Source organism: Aliivibrio sp. 1S175 (genome assembly GCF_001690985.1).
Classification (GTDB): Bacteria; Pseudomonadota; Gammaproteobacteria; order Enterobacterales; family Vibrionaceae; genus Aliivibrio.
The window spans coordinates 161,034-185,795 of sequence record NZ_MAJS01000011.1; the positions used below are offsets into that span (position 1 = coordinate 161,034).

At 38.2% G+C, this 24,762-nt stretch carries 19 protein-coding genes and 1 pseudogene; 14 read left to right on the forward strand and 6 right to left on the reverse strand.

All coding sequences use genetic code 11. The features are described 5' to 3' along the window. Positions 1-30: 30 nt before the first annotated feature. On the reverse strand, positions 31-1,245 hold the full coding sequence (locus A6E06_RS05990) for an ROK family protein (protein WP_065593091.1): 1,215 nt from the start codon (positions 1,243-1,245) through the stop codon (positions 31-33). Positions 1,246-1,428: 183 nt separating this feature from the next. Here A6E06_RS05990 and queE point away from each other — a divergent pair, with 183 nt between their 5' ends. Both queE and pyk read left to right on the forward strand, forming a co-directional pair. After that, positions 1,429-2,109: a 7-carboxy-7-deazaguanine synthase QueE gene (queE, locus tag A6E06_RS05995; RefSeq protein WP_065593090.1), complete on the forward strand. Its 681-nt coding sequence runs from the start codon at positions 1,429-1,431 to the stop codon at positions 2,107-2,109. Positions 2,110-2,213: 104 nt separating this feature from the next. Further along, positions 2,214-3,659: a pyruvate kinase gene (pyk, locus tag A6E06_RS06000; RefSeq protein ID WP_065593089.1), complete on the forward strand. Its 1,446-nt coding sequence runs from the start codon at positions 2,214-2,216 to the stop codon at positions 3,657-3,659. 99 nt (positions 3,660-3,758) lie between these two features. On the opposite strand, the gene treC is transcribed toward pyk, so the two are convergent. From treC to treR, 3 genes are all read right to left on the reverse strand, one after another. Beyond that, entirely contained in the window at positions 3,759-5,429 is a 1,671-nt protein-coding gene (gene treC, locus A6E06_RS06005) for an alpha,alpha-phosphotrehalase (RefSeq protein ID WP_065593088.1), read from the reverse strand. Between the two features lie 88 nt (positions 5,430-5,517). Then, positions 5,518-6,942, reverse strand: coding sequence for a PTS trehalose transporter subunit IIBC (gene treB / locus A6E06_RS06010; RefSeq protein WP_065593087.1), 1,425 nt, complete (start codon positions 6,940-6,942; stop codon positions 5,518-5,520). 148 nt (positions 6,943-7,090) lie between these two features. Further along, positions 7,091-8,035: a trehalose operon repressor TreR gene (treR, locus tag A6E06_RS06015; protein WP_065593086.1), complete on the reverse strand. Its 945-nt coding sequence runs from the start codon at positions 8,033-8,035 to the stop codon at positions 7,091-7,093. Between the two features lie 289 nt (positions 8,036-8,324). Here treR and A6E06_RS06020 point away from each other — a divergent pair, with 289 nt between their 5' ends. Continuing rightward, positions 8,325-10,112: a hypothetical protein gene (locus A6E06_RS06020; protein ID WP_065593085.1), complete on the forward strand. Its 1,788-nt coding sequence runs from the start codon at positions 8,325-8,327 to the stop codon at positions 10,110-10,112. A 72-nt stretch (positions 10,113-10,184) separates the two neighbouring features. Here the strand turns inward: A6E06_RS06020 and nagZ are convergent, their stop codons facing one another. Next, a complete protein-coding gene (gene nagZ / locus A6E06_RS06025; RefSeq protein ID WP_065593084.1) occupies positions 10,185-11,180 on the reverse strand; it encodes a beta-N-acetylhexosaminidase in 996 nt (331 codons plus the stop codon). Between the two features lie 199 nt (positions 11,181-11,379). Between nagZ and A6E06_RS06030 the strand changes: the two genes are divergently transcribed. The 10 genes and pseudogenes from A6E06_RS06030 to A6E06_RS19545 all read left to right on the forward strand — a co-directional run bounded on the left by A6E06_RS06030 (position 11,380) and on the right by A6E06_RS19545 (position 23,199). Next, a complete protein-coding gene (locus A6E06_RS06030; protein WP_065593083.1) occupies positions 11,380-12,483 on the forward strand; it encodes an anhydro-N-acetylmuramic acid kinase in 1,104 nt (367 codons plus the stop codon). Positions 12,484-12,517: 34 nt separating this feature from the next. Next, positions 12,518-13,387, forward strand: a complete 870-nt coding sequence (locus A6E06_RS06035) for a (2Fe-2S)-binding protein (protein WP_065593082.1) — start codon at positions 12,518-12,520, stop codon at positions 13,385-13,387. A gap of 168 nt (positions 13,388-13,555) precedes the next feature. Next, positions 13,556-14,494 carry a porin gene (locus A6E06_RS06040; protein ID WP_065593081.1) on the forward strand — a complete coding sequence of 313 codons (939 nt, stop codon included), beginning with the start codon at positions 13,556-13,558 and terminating at the stop codon, positions 14,492-14,494. A 152-nt stretch (positions 14,495-14,646) separates the two neighbouring features. Beyond that, positions 14,647-14,883 carry an RNA-binding protein gene (locus tag A6E06_RS06045; RefSeq protein WP_065593080.1) on the forward strand — a complete coding sequence of 79 codons (237 nt, stop codon included), beginning with the start codon at positions 14,647-14,649 and terminating at the stop codon, positions 14,881-14,883. A 110-nt stretch (positions 14,884-14,993) separates the two neighbouring features. Next, positions 14,994-16,685, forward strand: coding sequence for an RluA family pseudouridine synthase (locus A6E06_RS06050; RefSeq protein ID WP_065593079.1), 1,692 nt, complete (start codon positions 14,994-14,996; stop codon positions 16,683-16,685). A gap of 1 nt (position 16,686) precedes the next feature. Further along, on the forward strand, positions 16,687-18,369 hold the full coding sequence (locus A6E06_RS06055) for an RluA family pseudouridine synthase (protein ID WP_065593078.1): 1,683 nt from the start codon (positions 16,687-16,689) through the stop codon (positions 18,367-18,369). A 352-nt stretch (positions 18,370-18,721) separates the two neighbouring features. Beyond that, positions 18,722-19,801, forward strand: a complete 1,080-nt coding sequence (rodA, locus tag A6E06_RS06060) for a rod shape-determining protein RodA (protein ID WP_065593077.1) — start codon at positions 18,722-18,724, stop codon at positions 19,799-19,801. 127 nt (positions 19,802-19,928) lie between these two features. Then, positions 19,929-21,152 (forward strand): sodium/glutamate symporter, encoded by a 1,224-nt coding sequence (gene gltS, locus A6E06_RS06065; protein ID WP_065593076.1) that lies wholly within the window; start codon positions 19,929-19,931, stop codon positions 21,150-21,152. Positions 21,153-21,360: 208 nt separating this feature from the next. Further along, on the forward strand, positions 21,361-22,026 hold the full coding sequence (locus A6E06_RS06070) for a DedA family protein (protein ID WP_065593075.1): 666 nt from the start codon (positions 21,361-21,363) through the stop codon (positions 22,024-22,026). Positions 22,027-22,259: 233 nt separating this feature from the next. After that, a pseudogene (locus A6E06_RS19545) lies at positions 22,260-23,199 on the forward strand (IS30 family transposase). Here the strand turns inward: A6E06_RS19545 and A6E06_RS06085 are convergent. Continuing rightward, a complete protein-coding gene (locus A6E06_RS06085; protein WP_065593073.1) occupies positions 23,189-23,521 on the reverse strand; it encodes a site-specific integrase in 333 nt (110 codons plus the stop codon). The pseudogene A6E06_RS19545 and the gene A6E06_RS06085 sit on opposite strands and share 11 nt — an antisense overlap. Positions 23,522-23,780: 259 nt before the next feature. On the opposite strand from A6E06_RS06085, the gene A6E06_RS06090 reads away from it, so the two are divergent. Then, positions 23,781-24,737 (forward strand): IS110 family transposase, encoded by a 957-nt coding sequence (locus tag A6E06_RS06090; protein WP_065593614.1) that lies wholly within the window; start codon positions 23,781-23,783, stop codon positions 24,735-24,737. Positions 24,738-24,762: the final 25 nt, after the last annotated feature.

A 24,762-nucleotide genomic window follows, 5' to 3' on the forward strand; every position in this document is an offset into this window, starting at 1 on the left:
CGTATTATCTAAAATAAATAATGTGTTAAATTACCCTTCAATCACTTTCATTAATAATGAACCATCAAACATTGCTTGTTTCACTAGTGCAGCTCCGGGCATCGTTGCTTGAGTGTAAAATCGACTTTCTTCTAATCTCGTATCTTTGGCATATAAAGGAAGAACTTGGTTCTGAATACAATCCATTATCGCTGGATATAAAATGTGCTTAGAAAGGTTTATTTCGCCTCCAATCAATACTATTTCAGGATTAAACAAATTAACCATAATTGCGACTGCTTCACCTAAACTGTGTCCAAGCTCTGTGATGACTTGCTTGGCTAAAATATCGCCTGCGTTTGCAGCTAAGCAAATATTCTCAATTGTGATTACTTTGTTTTTTAGCGAGGTCTGGTGACCGCTGTTGATTAAATTTTCAACTTGATCCCGTAAGGCTTTTGCGCTGGCAATGGTTTCTAAACACCCTGAGTTACCACAGTGACAACGTAACCCAAGTTTGTTAATTTGAATGTGCCCCATTTCACCGATATTACCAGTTCGACCTTGCAGCACTTCTCCATTCATTATAATACCGGCACCAACACCGTGATGAATGGATACAAGAATTGAATTATCAAACTCTTGTGAATTACCAAAGAGCTTTTCAGCTAAAGCCCAACTTCTTGTGTCATTACCAACAAAAACAGGTAAGCCTGTCGCTTCGTAAATTTTAGGACCAAGAGGAAGGTTATTCACATTATAATGTGGCATCTGAATCACTAACCCTTGAGATGACACAACTAACCCAGGTAAAGAAATCGCAATGCTGGTAATTCTTCCTAGAATTCGAGCGTGCTTTTGGAAAAAACATTCAATTTCAGTCAATAGCTTGGCTAATAGCTCATCTTGCTCTCTTTCTTTGATGTTCTGCTTTTCTTCAATGATTTGCTGACCGCTTAAGCTGTGCAAAGCAATGGTTAAGTAACCTCTACCTAAACGAAGTGAAAGAAATTGCCACCCATCATTATCTACTTTTAATCCAATTGCAGGGCGCCCTCTACTATTTCCTTCTTGTACCTCCGTTTCTTTGATAAGGTGTGCATCAAGCAATTCACGTGTAATTTTAGTTATACTTGCAGGAGCTAAATTGCTCTCTTTTGAAAGATCAATGCGAGAGATAGGGCCACGTTGGTCAATTAGTTTATAAACCCGTCCTGCATTTACTTGTTTTAAGTGATCAATCTGTCCGGGTTGGGCCACGTACATGGGTGTCTCCAATGAGAAAATGTAACAATAAATCATTTTTTTACTTTGCGAAGTAATTGTGAAGCTTAAGAGTTAGCCTACGTGACCCTAATCACGAAGTTTATGAAATATTTACTGAAAATGCGACTTTAAGCCGTATTTCATCCACCAAAATTTATAGTTTTTTATTTGAGTAAAATAATTATGTCAGCGCCATCATTTAAAATTAATGAGTTATTTGAAACTATCCAAGGTGAAGGGACATTTACTGGAGTCCCTTCTATTTTTTTACGTTTACAAGGTTGTCCTGTGGGGTGTTCTTGGTGTGATACCAAGCAAACATGGGACGTTGAATTAAGTGATAAAACTGATTTAGCAACGATTCTGGCTAAAACAGAAGATACGCCAAGTTGGACAGAGTTAACAAGTGCTCAAATTATAAATATGTTAGAACAGCAAGGATATACAGCTAAACACGTGGTTATCACTGGTGGTGAACCATGTATGTATGATTTAACCCCCCTAACAGTAGAGTTAGAGCAACATGGTTATCGCTGTCAAATTGAGACCAGTGGAACCTACCCTGTTTTAACGTCTAATGACACTTGGGTGACAGTGTCACCTAAAATAAACATGAAAGGTAAATTGCCTGTATTAGAACAAGCGTTAATGCGCGCTAATGAAATTAAACATCCTGTTGGTACAAATAAAGACATTGAACAACTAGAAGCGCTACTGGATGGCGTTAATCTACTATCCGATGTAACGATTGCATTGCAACCTATTAGCCAGAAGCCACGCGCTACTGAACTGTGTATTGAAACTTGCATTAAGAAAAACTGGCGACTTTCTATACAAACACATAAGTATTTAGCAATTGCGTGATAAATTTTTACAATTTACTTGTTTGAATCATGGAAATGTAATCATTCTCGATATATGTTTATCTGATAATGAAACAAATACAATAACATCCTCTTGGAGATAATATGTCTAACAGACTACGTAGAACAAAAATCGTTTGTACTCTTGGCCCTGCAACTGATCGTGATAATAATCTTGAAAAAATCATTATCGCTGGTGCAAACGTTGTTCGTATGAACTTTTCACACGGTAGCCCAGAAGACCACATTATGCGTACTAAAAAAGTACGTGAAATCGCGGCTAAGCTAGGAACTCACGTTGCTATTCTTGGTGACCTTCAAGGTCCAAAAATTCGCGTTTCTACTTTCAAAGACGGTAAAATCCAATTAGCTATTGGTGATAAATTCACACTAGATAGCGATTTACCAAAAGGTGAAGGTAACCAAGACTCTGTAGGTCTAGATTATAAAGAACTTCCACAAGACGTTGTTACTGGCGATGTGCTGCTTCTTGATGATGGTCGTGTACAACTTAAAGTAACGTCAGTTGAAGGTAACAAGGTTCATACTGAAGTAACAGTTGCTGGTCCTTTATCAAATAATAAAGGCATCAATAAACAAGGCGGCGGTCTTTCTGCTGATGCATTGACTGAAAAAGACAAAGCGGACATCATCACTGCTGCTGCGATGAAAGTAGATTACCTAGCCGTTTCTTTCCCACGTAACGGCGAAGACATGAACTACGCTCGTCGTCTAGCTCGTGAAGCTGGTCTTGATGCTAAATTAGTAGCAAAAGTAGAACGCGCTGAAACAGTAGCAACAGAAGAAGCAATGGATGACATCATCATGGCGTCTGACGTAGTAATGGTTGCTCGTGGCGACTTAGGTGTTGAAATTGGCGACCCTGAGCTAGTTGGTGTTCAAAAACAACTGATCCGTCGTGCTCGTAGCCTTAACCGTACGGTTATTACCGCTACACAAATGATGGAATCAATGATCACTAGCCCAATGCCAACTCGTGCTGAAGTGATGGACGTTGCTAACGCCGTACTTGATGGTTCAGATGCGGTAATGCTTTCTGCAGAAACAGCAGCAGGTGATTTCCCTGTTGAAACCGTAACTTCAATGGCAAGTGTTTGTATTGGTGCTGAAAAAGTGCCAACAGTAAACGTATCTAACCACCGTTTAGACCGTCGTTTTACTACACCAGAAGAAACCATTGCAATGTCTACCATGTACGCAGCAAACCACATGGAAGGCATCACAGCGATGATCACGTTAACTGAATCTGGTCGTACACCATTAATGATGTCTCGTCTAAGCTCAGGTCTACCAATCTTCGCTTTATCACGTAACGAAAGCACACTGAACCGTGCTGCTCTTTACCGTGGAGTAACGCCTGTATTCTTTGATGAGGATGCAGGTTCTGGTCTTCCATCAACGCACGCCGCTATCAATGCACTAAAAGACAAAGGTCTATTAGTAAAAGGCGACCAAGTTATTATCACTCAAGGTGATGTAATGGACATTGTAGGCTCAACTAACTGCATGCGTATCATTACTGTTGAGTAATAAAACTCGCTAAATTAAAGTATTAAAAAGCCCTGAGAGTCGTAATGATTTTCAGGGCTTTTTTTACGTCAATTCAGTGCTTGTAGCTTATCATTTACATTACTTTTGGATTAATACAACGCGGCATTCATACGGACGCAGCATCCCATTCTCTTGCGGCGGTGTAGATCCGACATCATCGTAGTTAGCTAAAATGTACTCCGATTGCTTCCCTGTTAAATCTAAAGTAACAGGAACGTCATTACCGTAAAAATTATGTACCGCAATCAAACGATGCGTCGTATTTTCACGCTGGTAACAAAATAGAGATTTATGGTCAGGCATTAGATCGCGATAATCCCCAGTAGTAATGACATCAAGACGCTTACGCAACTGAATCAATTTCTGATAAAAGTAAAACACGGAACTTGAATCACTGACTGCTTTTTCTGCATTTATACTCTTATAGTTAGTCGCAATCGACAACCATGGTTTTCCTTGAGTAAACCCAGCATTGTCCGAATCATTCCATTGCATTGGGGTACGTGAATTATCTCGAGATTTCTGGTCTAAAATCTCAAGCATCTCATCGTTTGAAACTGACTTATCTTGGTTCACCATGATGTTGTACATATTGGTACTTTCAAGATCACGATATTGTTCAATAGACGTATAATGTGGGTTGGTCATCCCAATCTCTTCACCTTGATATATATACGGTGTTCCTTGCATCATGTGTATTGAGGAAGCAAGCATCTTGGCTGATAATTCACGGTACTCTTTATCATTACCTAAGCGACTCACCACTCTTGGTTGATCATGGTTGCACCAAAAAAGAGCGCCCCAACCTTTGCCATTTAAGCCAGTTTGCCAATGATTGAAGATCGACTTTAACGATAAAAAATCAAACGGAGCTTTGGTCCACTTTTCTCCATTTTTGTAATCAGCTTTAAGATGATGGAAATTAAATACCATCGATAATTCTTTACCATCTTGAGCAGAGTATTGCTGACAATGTTCTAACGTGGTTGATGACATTTCACCTACAGTAACAGAGCCGTACTTTTGAAAAACGGCGTCGCTGATCTCTTGTAGATATTGATGAACTTTAGGACCATCGGTATAAAAACGACGTCCATCGCCACTTTCATCGTTAATAAATTCATTCGGTTTTGAAATAAGGTTAATAACATCTAAACGAAAACCATCAACCCCTTTCTCTGCCCAAAAACTAATGATTTCTTTTACTTCTTGGCGAACCTTTGGATTTTCCCAGTTTAAATCCGCTTGCTCTTTAGCAAACAGATGTAAATAGTATTGATTTGTCGCTTCATCTAGCGCCCATGCATTGCCACCAAATTTGGATTGCCAATTAGTTGGGGCTTTTCCATCGATTGGATCTTTCCAAATGTAGTAATCACGGAATTCACTCTCTTTATTTCCCAAAGCAGATTGAAACCAATGATGCTCTGTCGAGGTATGGTTAACCACAATATCCATAATAATGCGTATACCACGAGACTTTGCTTGTTCAAGTAGATTATCAAAGTCAGCCATGGTGCCAAAATCTGGATTAATTGAGTAATAATCAGCGATGTCATACCCATTATCGATCATCGGAGATTGATAAACGGGTGTTAGCCATATTGCATCGACACCCAGTTTTTGAAGGTAATCTAATTTAGAAATAACACCTTGAATATCACCAGTCCCTTTATCGCTACTGTCACAAAAACTTTTTGGGTAAATTTGATAGATAGTCGCTGTACGCCACCATTCTGAATTTGTCATGTTTATTCTCTCAACCACTGAAAAAGAGAACACCCCTGTATTTATTCATATCATGCAGAGGTGTTATTTTATATTTGTTTATTACGGCTTATGCCGCTGATACATCTAGCTGATCTTTTGCCTGTGCGCGTTTATACATCGCTAATGTTAAAATCGCTGGAACAAAAATAGCGACTAGCATGGCAATACTATAGATCCCCCAATATTGTGGCTGGATAGAAAGAATACCGGGTAAACCACCAACACCAATACCATTTGCCATCACACCGGCCCCACCACAAATAGCCGCAGCCATAGCAGAACCAATCATTGCGCTTAACATTGGAAATTTATATTTTAAGTTAATCCCGTACATCGCAGGCTCAGTCACACCAAGATAAGCTGAAATCGCGGCAGGCACTGAAATGTCTCGCTCGCCACTTTTCTTACTGATAATGATAATCCCAACAACAGCAGACGCCTGAGCAATGTTTGATAATGCAATTAATGGCCAAATAGGTGTACCACCTAACTCTTGCATTAACTGTAAATCAACCGCATTGGTTGTGTGGTGAATACCCGTAATAACCAATGGCGCATAGAAGAAACCAAAGATCACAGACCCAACAATCGCAAAATCTCCAGTCATAGCCGCTTTAGCAGCCATCGCAACACCGTCACCAAGCACTCGACCAAATGGACCGATGAATGCGTGAGCTAATACGACAGACAACAAAATAGAAACAAATGGCACAACTACAAGGTATAGATAAGAAGGAACGATGCGCTTTAAGTTGGTTTCAATAAAAGCCAGTGCAACCCCTGCTAGCATTGCAGGAATAACTTGTGCTTGATAACCGACTTTCTCGATAACAAACAAGCCAAAATCCCATACCTCGGGAACTTGTTTACCTATAAGATAAGCATTCATCAATTGTGGTGATACTAACGTCACCCCTAATGTAATACCTAAAATTGGCGTACCACCTAACTTTTTCACCGTTGACCAACACACGCCAACAGGTAAGAAGAAGAATATCGCTTCACCAATCAACCATAAGAATGAATGAACGGTTGCCCAAAACTGGCTGATTTCAACCAAGGTTTGGCCATCAAACATTTTTAGATCGCCAATGACATTTCTAAAACCTAGAATCAAACCACCAGTGATAATAGCAGGCAGTAATGGAACAAATATTTCAGCAAGATGCGAAATACCACGCTCTAATATATTCATATTTTGGCGAGCTGCGAGTTTTGCATCCTCTTTTGACTCACCTTTATCGCCCGAAAGTTCATTCAATATCTTAAAGACTTCATCCACTTCAGTGCCAATAACAACTTGAAACTGCCCTGCGTTGGTAAAACACCCTTTTACCATTGGGATTTTTTCAATCGCTTTTACATCAGCACCTTTGGTGTTATTTAATACAAAACGTAAGCGAGTCAAACAATGACTTACGCTAGCAATATTTTCTGATCCCCCGATCAGTTCGATCAAACGTTGTACGTCCTTTCTCTCTATTTTACTCATACCTTTGTCCACGTTGATTGTTATTTTATATTTATGGGAATGTTCCCATTCTCGTTTTAAGTATAATTACAAAGATGAAACAAAAAATAAATGGGAACAATCCCACAAGGTGAATCAGATCACAATAAAGCGGGTTTTTTAGACAATATTAAAGAGATAAAGGCTGGGTTAAGTGTGCGATACTTGCGCTCGATTCTAATTGCTGTAAAAGCTGCTTGGCGGCACTCTCCCCTGCATATTGATAGCCTGGGTTAATACTAATAATGTTGGGGAAGAGAAATGAAAGCAGCTCATTACCACCGACACCAGTGATCTGAATATCATTGCGTTGCAACTCTTGAAGACGTTTGGCAACCCCTAAGGCTAACGTATCACTAGCACAAACAATGGCTTGAATTTCATCATCAAGAACCGAATCAACTAACGCATAAGCACTTTTGTGATCTAACTGACCTGTGGCAAATTTTGGTAAAATATCATGCTCTTGGCACCATTCAAGGTAAGCATCCAAACGTAATTTACCCGTTGTTTTATCGCTAGGATCAACACCGACATACGCGATATTCGTTAAGTGTAGTTCAGAAAGGTAATGTAACGCTTGTCTGATAACGCCATGATTGTCGTAATTAATTGAGCTCACCTTATCCGTGTCCATTGCGATCACAATAATGCGCTCATTCCAACGCTCAATTTCAGCCATATCACAGTCTGTAAAACCAAATAGAATGACGCCATCTACACTCCGTTTTCTTAAGACCTCTAAGTGCTCGTTGGTTTTTTGAGTATCAAACTGGCTCTCCATGATCACGGCATCATAACCTTGCTGATAAATAATCTCTAAAATGCCGCTAATGGCTTTATTTTCTGAAGGTGAATCAAGGCGAGATGTGATGATCCCTATTACTTTTTGACTGCCACCACGCATGCTTTGAGCCGACTTAGAGGGAGTAAAACCAGACTCTTTGATTATCTGTTCTACTTTGAGGCGGGTTTCTGGCTTCACTTTTGGATCATTGGTTAAAACACGAGAAACCGTCGATTTTCCAACACCAGCCATTTTAGCTATATCAAGAATCGTCAATTTTTTCGTCATCTGTTCAGTATCCAATAAGTAAAATTCAAAGATCGATTATAGCTTATCTATGAAAATTCTGAACTGAAAAGAAAATACTTACCTAAAAATCTCTAATTTTCATGTCATATACAACGGAGGGGCTTAATTGATATTTGTAATATTACATTCCTATTGATATTAAGTTTGAAGCCAATCGAAGGTTATTTATTTCAATATCTAACTTCACCGCGAGTTTAATAATCTCATATTGAAATCATTAAATAATGTGATATTACTTCAAAATACTAACCAAAATAGAGGAATATATATGTATAAAATTTTAACTCTTTCTATTGTAGCCCTTCTTGCTGGTTGCGGTGGAGATAGCGATAGTGGCGGTGGAAGTAATGGCGGAAGTTTACACGTATTCAGCTCTTCACCACATGTTAGCGTACAGGGTAATGCGACAGAATCAACACGAGTCATTATACCTGTAAATTCAAGAGGAACGACCTCAAAAAACCTCTATTTTGGTGCGTTTTATGACAGCATCGCTATCAAATCAACCTATATGAATATCACCTCAGACAGCACTGGTAATCTTGAGGTTGATTTTATTCCTGGTTACGCTGTTGGTGATGGCCAATCAACACACAATATCTCTATCAATTTTTGCTATGATGAATATTGTAATGAACAAGTGTCTGGCTCTCCAATTAATGCCTCCATCAATTATAACGTAAGCTTAGACGATGAAATTAGGATGGTAAGTGCAGAGTCTACAATAAATCGAGAATACAATTATGATGATGCTAATATTACCGATAACTTCACCTCAAAAGAAATTTCAGTTACTGGCAGTAATAGCAATTCAATTATCTTTAATCGGGGAAACGATAGCGAATTAATTAATAAATTTAATGTCACACAACGAACGGGGTATTTATTTGACCTTGACCTAGGCTTAAAGTTACCCGGTAACCTATTAATTGATACGCATAGTAAAGAATTTAAGCTCAATGCTTGTTATGATGCCGAATGTCTCTACCCAGTCAAAGGAAGCCCACTGAGTATTCCTATGACCTATAAAGTTAACTCTCCTCTTGCTAGTGGTGACGAATCAATTGCCATAAATGCCCCTCTAGCATTTGATTTCATAGTTAATGAAGCTGAATATATACAAGGGTTAGATGTTTTAGTTATGACATCAGAATCCCCTGAAAATGCTATCTACGTTTATGACATAAGCAGTAATACAACAGAAAAATTTGCACTTACAAGCTATCCTAAAAATCTATCCGTTGATCATAGTGAAAAACAAGGCCGAATTGCAGTTAGTCAATATTATGGTGTTTTTGTTATAGATTATAATAAAGCAAGTCCATCAACCTCTTTCCAAAAACTTTTAAACTCAAATTCCAGCCAATCAAATATTGCAGTAAAAGGAGATCACGTTTATACGATAAGTACTGGGTATAATTGGCAGGCTTTAGAGCGAATAAACATTAATACTGGTGATATTGAAACCAGTAATTCAAGCGAGTTTTATGGCGGACCAATATTAAAAGTGACGCCAAATGGTGAAGCTTTGTATACACAAGATATAAACTCAAGCCCTCGCTCATTCTCAAAAGTTATATTAGATTCAGAACGTTGGGATGAGCAACCAAAATCGGATGTTTATCATGGTACTTATGATCATGGTGATGATTTTTGGTTTGACCGGACTGGAAATTATTATTATTCACAAACAGGAGATTATTTTTTCATCTCTGACTTTGAATTTATGGATATGACTCACGTAGGACAACTTCCATTACAAAATTATGTGAGTGATGTAGAGTTAAATGAAACGGCTAAATTAAAACATCTTTTTGATACAGGCGCTTATCTATGGATTATTGAAGAATACCCATTTAACATGATCAGACAACTACAAAAATCAAATAATGCAGAAATCACGCGCTATGAAGAAACAACCTCTATGATAGATGGGAGAAATTACACAGAGTGGCCATTTTTTGTTTTTGAATCCAATAATCGTCATATTTTTACATTACAAAATGCTTATGACGGAAGCGATATAAAGAGAACATCGCTGCTTAGACTTCAATAAATAAAATAAACGCACAAGTATAAATCTTGTGCGTTTTTATTTATCTCTAAAAGCTACTCATTACTCAAGTGATCACTTTTTCCAGCGATCATAAGCGCGGGTAACGATCTCATTCGCACTTTTCCATTCCTTACTACTTAATAACGTTTTTCTATCGAAATGTTGTGTTTTCAATAATAAATTAGCTTTTTCTACCGTTTGAATAGCTAGGTTATCTAATACTTCTACGGCTGATTTTCGATTATTGCACATCAATACCATGTCACAACCTGCATCTAATGCTTGCTGAGATCGCTCTGCTGGCCCACCCATGATCGTGGCACCTTCCATGCTCAAGTCATCAGAGAACACCAAGCCGTTAAAGTTAAGCTGTTTACGCAGTACGTCTTTCAACCAATATGAAGATCCACTCGCAGGTGATGCATCATACTCAGGGTAGATAACATGAGCTGGCATCATCGCATCCAAAATACCCGCGTCGATTTGTGCTTTAAAAATCGCCATATCGAGTTCAAAAATATTATCACGGTGATCATAAGGGGTTTCTAAATGAGAATCAGCTATCACACCACCATGCCCAGGGAAATGTTTCCCTGTTGTCGATGTTCCTGCTGATTTCATGCCTTTCATAAAGGCCGTGCTGTATTTAACGATGGTATTAATATCGTCACCAAATGCACGGTTGCCAATGGCTTTACAATCAAAACCATTATCAAGCACTGGTGCAAACGTAAGATCGATGTCATGAGCAACGAGCTCTGAACACAATAACCAGCCTGCCGTTTTCGCTAACTCAAGACCATTATCCATTTCAGCATACGCTTGCGCTGGTGGAATAAGCGTAAATTCATCTCTAAAACGCTGAACTCGACCGCCTTCTTGATCCACTCCAATAAGGATTGGACGCCCTGCCGCTTTACGAATAGAAGCGGTTAATGCTGCTAATTGCTTTGAGTCATGATAATTACGAGCAAAAAGGATTAAACCTCCCACAGTAGGATGCTGAAGTAGCTCACGCTCTTCTGCATCAATTTCATACCCTTCAACATCTAGCCATAACGGACCCATTACATTCTCCAAATCATCTTAATTTTTATAGGCTTAAAGTATCACGCTCTTTGTCGTTTTAAAATCTTATATCTTGAACTTAGGTTCGAAATCTCAAACAAACCCTAGGTATATTTCACTTATTCTATGGCACAATGAGTTTCAGTTTTATTGACCATGATAAAATGCAGATAGCGACATTAAATATGGAGAGATTAAGATGGAAAAATACGTAGGCTTAATGTCAGGCACGAGTTTAGACGGTGTAGATGCCGTATTAGTTGAAACCAACGGTACAGAAATTACACTTCTCGGTCACGCAGATTACCCAATGGATGCTCAATTAAAATCCGATGTATTGTCTGTTTGTACTGGGCAAGCCACCAATTTAAAAATGATTGGGGAAATAGATCATCGCTTAGGGCATTTATTTGCAGATGCGACCTTACATTTACTCAACACTCTCTCTGTTGATCCTGCCAGTATTACTGCGATTGGTAGCCATGGACAAACGCTCTTTCACTCCCCTGATACTCAATACCCATTTACGACTCAATTAGGAGATGCCAATATTATCGCGGCGAAAACGGGAATTAATACGATTGCCGATTTTCGTCGCAAAGACATGGCGCTTGGTGGTCAGGGCGCACCATTGGTTCCTGCATTTCATCACACTTTATTTGGCAAGCCAGAAAGTACACTTATTGTGCTAAACATTGGCGGTATTTCTAACATCTCGATTCTTCAAAAAAATTCGCCAGTCATTGGTTATGATACTGGCCCTGGTAATATGTTGATGGATGCCTGGATATATGAGCATAAGCAAAAGAATTATGATCACAATGGTGAATGGGCTCGCAACGGCATCATCATTCATCCATTATTAAGCAAACTAAAACAACACTCGTATTTTGCTCGACCTTATCCTAAAAGCACAGGGCGTGAGTTGTTTAACTTAGAATGGTTTACTCAATACATTGAAAATCAATCCTATAAAGCACAGGACGTACAAACAACTTTATTAGAATTTACCGTCACGACCATTGTTGACCAAATAACTAAGTTTCGCGTTGGTAGCGAAACCAAATTACTGGTATGTGGTGGTGGCGCGCATAATCAATATTTGATGGAACGATTGCAACACCACCTTCCTAAGTGGGCAGTATCCACCACCAACGACTACAATGTAGATAGTGATAACATGGAAGCGATGGCCTTTGCTTGGCTTGCTCACCAACGCGTTCACGACCTAGCAAGTAATGAACCGGATGTTACCGGTGCTTCACGTTATGCAAGTTTAGGTGTAATCTATCCGGCGTTTTAAATACAAATAAGAATAATTACTAAGTAGTCCCTTTATGCATATTTCAGCTCAACTACAGCCAATTTGGCACAGCAAAAAGTCATCCGATCCATGCCATACTTTAGAAGAGCAATTGGCATGGCTGCGCAATGCTGACGATAATATTAAACTTAAAACCTCTGATCCAAAGAAGATACAGAAAGATCATCTAGCTTTAAATCAATGGTTACCACAACACTTACATTCTGCCATTGAGTTGTTTGCTAAAAAGAATGAGGTTAATCAAAACGTTGCGGCTTCTATGTGGCTAAAATCATTTAACAACCAATTTTTCACCAGTTTGGTGGCTCTGCGTCTAAAGTTCAATCGTGTTCCTATTATTCAGTTTAATGATATTTTCATTTCAACCCCAAATGGTGAGAAAATAAAATCATTACAAATTAATAAACACTGCCCTTTTGTTTGTCTTTCTGATGATCCTCTTTCTTCTGAGTCTCAAGCGACAACCGTAAGCAATCATGAAGAGCTGGATCTGGCCTTTACGCACCTTTTACAACAAGTCGGCGGTGGATTAAGCGTTCTCTTTGAACAAGAAAAATTGAAACATCGACCATTTTGGGGGGCCGTATCGTTAGCTGTCAGTGTTTTCTTTATGCGTTTAACCGAAAATGGCATATCCCATAAACAAGCGAATGATATTGCCCCAGAAGCCGATAAATGGGTCGACAACATCATGCCAGATATAGGCAAAGGATTGGCTCATGTTCGAGTGGCAGAAAATACAACTCAAGCCATTTTGTATGTGCAACGCGAAACCTGTTGCATGAAATACAAAATCGATGGCAAGAAGAATTGCGCGACATGCCAATTACTTGATGAAGACAAACGTCACAAGAAAAACATCAAACGGATCCCTTCTAAATAATACGCATCTTATCAATGGTAATGTGTCGGTCATTTTACTGACACATTACTTTTATAAATCTTAAATAAAACTTACATCAATCTTTCATATAGTTTTTTTATCTTAGATACCAAGCAAACAATTACACCAAAACGGATTGTTTTGGTTACTTTAAAGGTATGGAATCTAATGAAAAAATTACTACTATCAACCGCTATATTGTCGTCTCTTGCATCAACTTCACTTTTCGCTGCAACCGTTTATGATCAAGACAACACTCAATTGAAAGTTGGTGGCAGAGCCGAAGCACGAGCGAATATATCCGACAATAATGAAACAATAGACAACAGCTCATTTAAAGATAAAAGTCGTGCACGTATTAATTTAAAAGGTAAAACAAAAATCAATGAAAGCTTAGGTGCCTTTGGTACTTATGAAGTCGAAATTGGGAGTGGTAAGAATAATACGGTAAATACCCGTTACTTATTTGCAGGCTTAAGCACTACCGTTGGTAATTTCTCTTACGGCCAACAAGATTCAGCGCAAGTTATGCTGACTGATTACACCGATATTCTTGCTACGTTTGGTGGTGATGCTGCCGATTTAACGACAGGCAACCAAGATAAGCGTGAAAACAACTTCTTATACTCTGGTGAATTTGATGCGTTAACAGTGCAAGCAAACTACATTGCCAGCAATGAAAAAGACGATGATAGCTTTGGTATTTCTGGTATGTATGCTTTGCCTATGGGATTGGACTTTGGCCTAGGTTACACATCAGGACAGCAAGCCTCTGCAGGCTTAAATTCTGTCGATGCCGACCAAATAAATCTCGCGATTCGCTATACAGTAAATGCCTTCATGGTATCAGGCTTATTTACTACTGGTGAAATCGATAATAAAGACGCCAATGGTTACGAACTGGCTGCGGCTTATAAACTCGACCAATGGGTTTTCCAGGGCGTATATAACTTTCAAGACGTAGACAGTACCGATACAGAAAACAATGTGGCTATTGAAGCCATTTACAAACTCAATAAAAGTTTCCGTACTTATGCAGGCTACAAATTTGAACAAATCGACAATAAAGACGACCAACTGCAATTTGGCCTACGTTACGATTTCTAAGTAAAATCGTTAACAATAATAAACTTTAGTACTCTGGGTGGAGGCTAAATACAAATCCGAAACGGTTATTTTACGGTTTCGGATTTTCATTTTGGCACATCGAACCAATTTCTGTTATAACGTAGCCTCAAATCACTATTTAACGGTTAATCATGAAATTACTAGTTCGCAATTTACCTCGTACAATGACTGAATATGAATTAAGAGAAATGTTTAAAGCTCACGGTTCTCTTGGTTATTGCACATTAGTTTTAGACGAAGCGACTGGCGAATCTAAAGGTTTTGCCTTTATTGACATGCCAAACGATGAAGAAGCTCTAGCCGCTATCGAAGCTGAAAATGGTAAAAAGTTTGATAAAGACAAAATTCGCGTAAAAGCAGCAGAATAATTTCTTTATTTTGTATCTAGTGATTCAAATATCATGGCTCTCAAGCTGATATTTGAATCACTTATTTTGTTCACCTATTCCCCTACAAACTCTGCTAATTAGATAAGATGATGCCAATGTCTGATCCTTGCTTTACTTCTTTTTTACACCCTCTCGATAGCTACTCTTTACCTGATCGATTCACTTTCCCGTTTTACTATGAACCGCATCCATTATGCGAGCTAGCAGCTAATCAGTTACAGGGTCACTTGATATCCCAAACAGAATGGCAACACAACTTTGGATTAGAAGAAAGCAACGATAAAGCCATTGGTAAAATGTTTGGCGTATTGCTTGTACGCCACCCTTCTGGTGAAGTCGGATTTTTGTCTGCTTTTTCAGGAAAAGTGGCTGACAGTAATCACCTGCCTCATTTTGTTCCGCCTGTTTTTGATATGCTTGAAGATGATGGTTTCTTTAAAACAGAATTAGCTGAAATTACTGAAATTAATACCGTAATAAAACAGAAACAAGCAAATCCATTACTTACTGATTTAACCCTTGAACTACAAAAAGAAACGGTTCTTTCTAAGGAAAAACTTGAAGCTCAACGCCAACGGATGATCGATGGAAGAAAATCACGAAAAGAACAACGAGCAGAGGCAGAAAGAAAAGTTAAAGATGGCTCTCAAGAAGTATTAGAGCAATTAAAAATACAGCTTGGCAAAGAAAGTGTACAAGAAAAAAACACACTAAGAGATTTAAAAATCTTTTGGGATGAAAAGATACATCATATTCAGCATCAGCTAGATGTATTAACTAGTGAACTGTCTAATTTCAAGACAGCGCGTAAAAATCTATCTAACGGATTACAAAAGAAACTGTTTCAACAGTACAAATTCTTAAATACATATGGTGTAGTAAAAGATCTCAATGATATCTTCAAAGAAACACCGAATCATATCCCCCCTGCAGGTTCAGGTGAATGCGCCGCCCCAAAATTACTTCAATACGCTTTTGCTCATGGTTTTACACCTTTAGCCCTAGCTGAGTTCTGGTGGGGTATCGCTCCTAAATCAGAAATACGTCAGCATAAAAAATTCTATGCCTCTTGCCAAAGTAAATGTTTGCCTATTTTAGGCCATATGCTTGATGGGATAGATATGGATGAGAATCCATTACTAATAAACCCAGCAGAAGGAAAAGACATAGAGGTGATATATGAAGATGAGTTTATGCTGATCATCAATAAACCGGCTGATTTTTTATCGGTTCCAGGGAAGAATATCCATGATTCTGTTTACTCCAGAATAAAGCAACGTTACCCAAATGCTACGGGTGGTTTAATTGTTCATCGTTTGGATATGGCGACATCCGGTTTGATGGTGTTGGGGTTAACCAGTAAAGCGCATAAACGACTGCAAAAACAATTTATTAATCGCACGGTTGAAAAACGTTACACGGCACTTATTGATGGAGTATTAAAAGAAGATAAAGGGACAGTTACTCTACCGTTACGTGGTGACTTATATGATCGCCCTCGTCAATTAGTTTGTTTTGAACATGGAAAAACAGCAGACACTACTTATCAAGTAATTGAGCGTAAAGGCAATAAAACCAAAGTATATCTTTACCCTAAAACCGGTCGCACGCATCAATTACGAGTGCATTGCGCTCATCATTTAGGTTTAAATATGCCTATCGTGGGTGATGATTTGTATGGGAAGAAAGCAGAACGACTTCATCTTCATGCTGGTTATTTGGCTCTTTCCCATCCTATGACTAAAGAAGCAATGACATTTAATGTTGAGGCGGAGTTTTAATATGACACAACATCAATTTATCCGATTCTCGACGAACATTGATCAGTATTCATTACCTGCGAATTTTACGTTCCCATATTTCTATGTCCCTCACCCATTAGCGTTACTAGCAATGAGTGAGCTACAGCATTACCTAGACACTCAACAAGAATGGCAATACGACTTTACTGCTATTGGACACATGTTTGGTGTGCTTGTCGTTAAAAACCAACAAGGAGATATCGGTTATTTATCTTCTTATGCAGGAAATGAGTTCACTAATCATAAAATAGACAGTGACACTCCTAGTCTGTTTGTCGATGCAATTGTTGACCATCACTATTATCAGCCTTACTTTGCTGAAAAAACACAACATATTAATACGCTTCGCCAGCACATATCTACATTAAAAAGCACCCCCGCATTTATTGCGCTTACTGAAAAATTGGCGTTAAAAAATGCAGAAGCTGAGCAAGAAATCACTGCATTTCAACAATCAATGGCAAAAAGTAAGAAGGAGCGTAAACAATTACGCACAGAAGCAGAATCAAACCCTGCATCACCAGTAAACACAACACAACTTGAAGCGTTAATTCACGATCTTGGTAATCAAAGCAGCCGAGAAAAAAGAGAATTAAAAACCTTAAAAGACCAATGGAAAGCGCTTCTTGCAGAATTAACGATTCAACATAATACGATGCTTACTTCGATTGCTCAGCAAGAAAATGAATGCGAACAACTATCTGAAAATCTAGACATGGAAAAGTTACGAGCTTGCCAATTTACAAACAAATTGGGCTCAACAAAAAGCTTATATGATTTATTCACTGCAGTTGATGAATCGTCTCCAATTTCACACTCAAGTGAAGAGAATGCACCAAAATTACTTCAAGCGGCCTTTAAAATGGGACTAATCCCTTTAGCGCTCGGAGAGTTTTGGTGGGGGGCGTCACCTTATGAACAAATTAGACAACACAAAAATGTCTATCCTGCCTGTCAAAGTAAGTGTTTTGAAATCTTAGAACACATGCTTGAAGGGATAGAACTGGATGACAATTCATTAAAACAAACGCCTTCTTATGAAAAAGATCTTGAGATCGTTTATGAAGATGAGGCTATTGTTATCGTAAACAAACCGGCTGAGTTTTTATCTGTTCCTGGTAAATTCATTACCGATTCGGTACAGACGCGTATTAAAGCTCGCTATCCAGAGGCAACCGGTCCATTAATAGTACACCGCTTAGATATGTCTACTTCAGGGCTATTAGTATTAACATTAACGGCAGAAACAAATAAACAAGTACAAAAGCAGTTTATTGAACGCACTGTCGAGAAACGTTACACCGCGCTGCTTGAAGGTAATATTGAGTTAAATGATGGCATCATTAATTTACCTCTCACTGGTGATTTAGAAGACAGACCACGACAAATGGTAGACCATAAGCAAGGTCGAAAAGCAGAAACCACTTTTCAAGTAATAGAGCGAAACAACAACCAAACAAAAGTCTACCTTTATCCAAAAACAGGTCGAACTCACCAGTTGCGCGTACATTGTGCTCATCAAGCGGGTTTAAATACCCCGATTGTTGGCGATGATTTATACGGATTTAAAGGTACAAGATTACATTTACATGCCGGCTATTTAAAATTTCGTCACCCTGTCACAAATGTTGAGGTTAGTTTCGATATTGAGTCTGAATTTTAACCTTATGTAATTACTAATAAACAAACATCTTTGGTGTTCGTTTATTTATTGACTATCGAGAACTTAAAGATTGCTTTTTTCTATAAAACCGTTATTTTCTCTGCTTATTAATTGGTTGTATGACCATAATCTCAATACCTAATTAAGTACTGGTATTTTTTGTAGAAAGAACCAATGAAACATAAAAATCTGCTATTGATAGCATTACTCCATTGCCTTCAAATAAAATGGGATAAATTGTTCCTGCACTCTAAGGTATTCGTAGAAAGCCCCTAACGAAACATATTTAAAAATATTTATGCACTTAGCTATGAGTGTGATTACCTGTCTGTTTTATAAAGATTAATGCATTATGTTTAAATATACTCCCCGAATTGACTATGCTTTATTGATTGCGATTTTACTATTAATGTTACTTGGTACTCTCACGGTTTGGAGTGCAAGTGGGTTTAGCGAACCTATGTTAGAACGACACCTGATCCGAGCTTTGATAGCCGTTGGATGTATTGTTGTTATGTCATCTATTTCACCGCGAACCTATGAAAGAGTAACCCCCTACTTATATGGTTTAGCCGTTATCCTATTATTGGGAGTAATTATTGCTGGCGACAGTACTAATGGCTCTCAACGTTGGTTAATCATTGGTCCCATTCGATTTCAGCCATCAGAGTTAGTTAAAGTTGCAATTCCATTAATGGTCGCTTGGATTTTAGTTGCTGATGCTGGTCGGCCAGACATTAAAAAAATCGCAGTGTGCTTACTTGTCACAGCTGTTCCTGCAGGATTGATTTTCATTCAACCGGATCTTGATGGAGCCATTTTTACGATCATCTACGCCTTATTTGTGCTTTATTTTGCTGGTATGAGTTGGAAAATTATAGGCTCTTTTCTTGGGGCAATTGCGGTAATAATACCAATTCTATGGGTTTTTATTATGGAAGCCTATCAGAAAAAGCGTGTTACTCAGTTCCTTGATCCCGAATCAGATCCGCTTGGCGCTGGTTATCAAATAATCCAATCCTTAATTGCGATTGGGTCCGGCGGTATTCGAGGAAAAGGCTGGGCAAATGCAACCCAAGGTCAACTAGGGTTCATACCAGAAAGTCATACGGACTTTATTTTTTCTACTTACGCTGAAGAGTGGGGCTTTTTTGGTTGCGTGCTTTTATTAAGCCTTTACCTTTTTATTACTGCTCGTGTTATTTGGTTGGCTTATCAGTGTGATTCGTCATTTAATCGCTTAGTTAGTGGCACCTTTGCGCTCAGTTTCTTTTTATATGCCTTTATTAATATGGGGATGGTTAGTGGGATATTACCTGTTATGGGAAGTCCTTTGCCCTTCTTTAGTTATGGCGGCACAGCAATGATCACACAGGGTATTTGTTTTGGGATTATTATGTCTTTGTGTTTAAATAAGTCATATAAACCGTAATGCACTAAAAAGCTATTATAATATTTATTATTAACGTAAATATTTATAGTGACTTTATCAATAAGTTATCATAATCTCGATCTTCCTAGTCACACCCATTGGTTTGATATTACATTTCGAGCTACTTATGACAAATACGATATCTATCGGCGCATTAGAATCTTTTTTAATCGCTATTTCAGTGCTTTCCCTTGGTCACTTCATTAACTCAAAAGTTGGCGTATTTAAAAAATACAACATCCCCGAGCCCATTGTTGGTGGCCTAATTGTTGCTTTTTCTATTACTGTTTTACACTTCCAAGGTGTGAGTCTTGAGTTTTCATTACCTTTACAAAATACGTTTATGCTGATGTTTTTCAGTACGGTCGGTCTTGCAGCTAACTATACGCAGTTAATTAAAGGTGGTACTAAAGTTTTCTTATTCTTAGCGGTCGCTTCTTTTTATATTATTATCCAAAATGCGGTAGGTGTTGGACTTGCTAGTGCAATGGGATTAGACCCCCTACTTGGTTTAATTGCAGGTTCAATTACTTTATCGGGAGGTCATGGAACCGGTGCCGCTTGGTCTCAAACCTTTGCTGATAGTTATCATTTAAACACTTTAGAATTAGCGATGGCTTCTGCTACGTTTGGCCTGATTATGGGTGGATTAATTGGCAGTCCTATTGCTCAAAAATTGATTCAAAAACATAATTTAGAATCAGAATATGGAACGGGTGTTGATACTCATACTCGCTTCCCTGAATTAGTGACTTACAATGAACGAGAAGAAGATAAAGTTACAGCAAAAAAAGTTATTGAAATGCTGTTTATTTTATTGCTTTGCGTCGCTGGCTCTCAACATTTAAGTCACTTTGTAAGTAGCTTTGGTGTATCGTGGCTGAAAATACCTGATTTTGTTTACGCCTTATTTATTGGCGTTTTTATTACCAATCTTTTTGAAGTCACTAAAGTTCGTAAAATTGATACCGTTACAGTCGATATTCTAGGCACCGTTTCTTTATCTTTATTCTTAGCGATGGCTCTTATGAGCTTGAAACTTTGGAATATTTTTGACCTTGCTATTCCATTCTTAATTATTTTATCTATTCAAACTGTGGTTCTCGCGTTGTTTTCTTATTTTATAACTTTCAGAGTTATGGGTTCAAACTATGATGCGGCAGTAATAGTTGGTGGACATTGTGGTTTTGGATTGGGAGCAACCCCTACTGCAGTGATGAATATGGGGTCGTTGGTATCTAGATTTGGTCCGTCTCCACAAGCCTTTATGGTCGTACCTATTGTGGGTGCCTTCTTTATTGATATAACTAATTTAATTATACTTCAAGCTTATATTAGCTTTATTGGTTGATGCTTTTTTGAGTAAAAATATGTGGTGTTAGTTACTTAACTTTATAAATAACGATCACAATTTGAGATGTGGTCGTTATTATCAAGAAAAACAATATGAAGTTTTTATGACAATGAATATTTTTGGTGACTTTAACAATAAGTTACCTTACTCTCGGACTACTTAACCTCATTAAGCTAACTACTTATCTTTCGTCTGGAGAATGGCGATGTTTGATTCATTTTTTTCGATTCTAACTGCTTTATGGCAACAAGATTTCGCAATATTACAAAATCCAAGTAGTGTCACAATGATTTACTTTTGCCTGATATTATTCATTTGGTTAGAAAGTGCATTTATTCCAGCAGCTCCCCTTCCTTGTGATAGCGTTGTTATTCTTGCAGGTTCACTCGCAGCTGAAAGTGTTATCAGTTATCCCGTGATTGCTAGTGGTCTTATTATGGCGGCTGCGATTGGAAGTCAGTTAGCATTTATTCAAGGCCGTTGGTTGCATAAATTTCCCACTATTCAAAAGTGGATAAATGCGGTTCCTGCTCATCGGTTGCAAACTGTAGATTCTTTATTGGCTAAACATGGTTTAATTGCTTTATTTGCTGCTCGATTCATTCCTGTGGTTCGCCCCCTTTTACCATTAATGATGGGCTTAAGAATGCAAAAATCAGCACGATTCCACTACTTCGCTTGGATGAGTTCTATTATTTGGATTTTATTACTTACCGGTTTTGGTTATTCTCTTTCCTTTTTACCAGAAAAGTTATCTAAATATATTACAATGGCTTTAATGGCTGCTCCTGTTATTACATTAACGATTGCTATAGGCAGTTTTATTAGTGGTTATTGTTTGAAAAGATATCGTCGTAAGAGATTGTATTAGTAGAATAAAAATGTCATTAGATACTTATACGGACTCAGTGGGTTAGATAATTATCCTGAGTCCGGTATCTATTGTTATTACTTTGATCTTTAATAGATACTACAGTAAAGCTAGACCGCTACAAATTTGTAGCGATCCTTCGATCCCAAGAATAACCGACACACTTTGGTATAGATAAGAGAGTCAGTTGCCTATAAACTTCAAGCTCTCACACAATAGGCCAAGGTAACCACATGGGAAACCAATATAAGCAACTGACACTAGGTGAAAGATACCAGATCGAAGTTCACTCAGTATTTCATCTCGTGAAATAGGAAAAATACTTAAGCGAAGAAATAATTCAATTTCAATTGAATTATTACACTGCCCTATCGGCAGCTATTGTGCAGAACAAGCACATAGGCACGCTTTCCAAAAGCGACATTTGTAAAAAAAACACACTAAATGCAGTCAAAAAGACAAAGATATAATAAAGCTTCTTCTTGAAATAGGCTGGAGTCCTGAGCAAATAGCAGGAAGAATGAAAAAGGGAAATTCAGTATCTTGCAGTTCCATTTACAACCTAACAAAACGAGATAATTGGAAGGCTCTTCTACCTCGAAAAGGCAAAAGATATAAGCCACGTAAAGGCACGGAAGCAGGTGCAAAACTAATTTCTAATCGTATAGATATATCTCAACGCCAATCTATTGTTGATGAAAATGCAGAGCTCGGTCTGTGGGAAGGTGATACAGTATATGGTCAAAATGGGTATTTAGTGACTATGGTTGAACGAGTATCTAAGCTATTAGTTACGGGCAAAGTACGTAGTAAATCCAAAAAAGTCGTTATTCGCGGAATAATCGCATGATGAAGCCCTTTAAGGGGCTTTGCAAAACTATCACATTTGATAATGGCGGAGAGTTTTCGGGTCATGCTAAGATAGCTAAGCATCTGAACTGTGACATTTATTTTGCTAAACCTTACCATTCCTGGCAACGAGGTTTGAATTAAAATACCAATGGTTTACTAAGACGTTTTTTCCCAAAGGGAATGGCCATTGGAGAACTTGCTGCAAAAGAGGTTAAACAGGCAGAGTTTTGGATTAATTCGAGACCTAGAAAGGCATTAAATTTTCTGAGTCCGAGTGAGTTTTTAAGCGGTAAGCGTGTGTCGGTTATTGTTACGAACTAGCATTCAACTCATATAAAGGTAGGTAATAATTTTCACCTCTCTCTAACCCAAACTCCCCAACCATATTCATATACTGACGCATTGCTGAACGATAATTTGCGATTGTTTTATTACTCACTACATTTTGCTTTGTCAACTCGCGGACAAAACCATGCTCGTGGCTAGTACTAGATAAAGACGACGGATTAATTTGTATATCTAAATGTTCTTCAACAGCACGAAGATAAGATACATAGCTACTTATTGATGATGCCACTACATCCTTTGAACCAACATTAGATCGCTCTTTTAAGTAGAGCTTATATTCTTCTTCGTATTCCATAGTTACTCCTGATAGCTAACGCCTGCATAACACGTTTGCTACCATGCCGATCAAGCTCAAATTTACCACTCAATTAGGGTAAAGTGAGACCCAGACTTTAGCTGCAACTAAAGTTGATTTATACCGTAGTTCGATTGATGCATGGCTCCTCTATCGAGAGACCGATAACAAACGCGAACGCTGTATAAACTCCAAGCCTACACTCGAATAGTCGACTGGGTCTCGAACCCGTATTATAGCAAACAAGAGTAAGCTTATTATGAATAATCCTACATTTCAAAGCATCAATGTCGGTGTTGATACCGGTAAAGCTCAACTAGACATTTTCATCAGACCCATAGGTCTGTTCTTTTCTGTTTCTAATGATGCTAAAGGCATCAAAGAAGCCATAGCAACCATTAAAAAACATCAACCAGAACGTATCGTTATTGAGGCAACAGGCAGGCTTGAGGTCCCCTTTGTTCTTGCTTGCTCAAAGGCTAAGCTTCCATACGTTGTTGCCAACCCTATTCATGTAAGACGATTTGCTGGCGCTATTGGACAAATAGCCAAAACAGATAAATTAGACGCCCAATTAATTGCCTTATACGCTGAAAGAATTGAACCTCCACTATCAACTCTAAAGCCTGAAAACATAAGACTAATGAGTGACTTAGTCATTCGTAGAAATCAATTATTATCGATGCAAACCATGGAAAAGAATCGCCTTCAAATACTCCCGAAAGAACTAGCGATGACCATTAAACCAATATTGACAACCTTCAAAAATCAAATCCAAAAAATAGAAGAAAAAATCATTAAACTTATTGAATCTTGTGATGAATATAAGCATAAAAACGAAATCCTTCAGAGCGTTCCTGGCATAGGAAAAGTTGCTGCTGCATCGCTAATAAGTAATCTCCCTGAGCTTGGAAGTATTGGTAATAGAAAAGCGTCAGCTTTGGTTGGAGTAGCCCCTATGAATCGAGATAGTGGACGCTACAAGGGTCACCGAAAAATTAAAGGAGGTCGTAAGCAAGTACGGACGGTTCTCTATATGGCCATGATGTCAGCAATGCAATGTAACCCGGTTTTTAAGTCGACTTACAGTCGCCTCGTAGCTGAAGGGAAACCCAAAAAACTCGCTATTATTGCCTGTGTTAGAAAGATGGTTGTCATACTTAATTCAATGATACGAGATGGTGTCATGTGGAATGAAAACCACGCTAATAATTAGTTATTGACACCATAGTCGTTTGTTA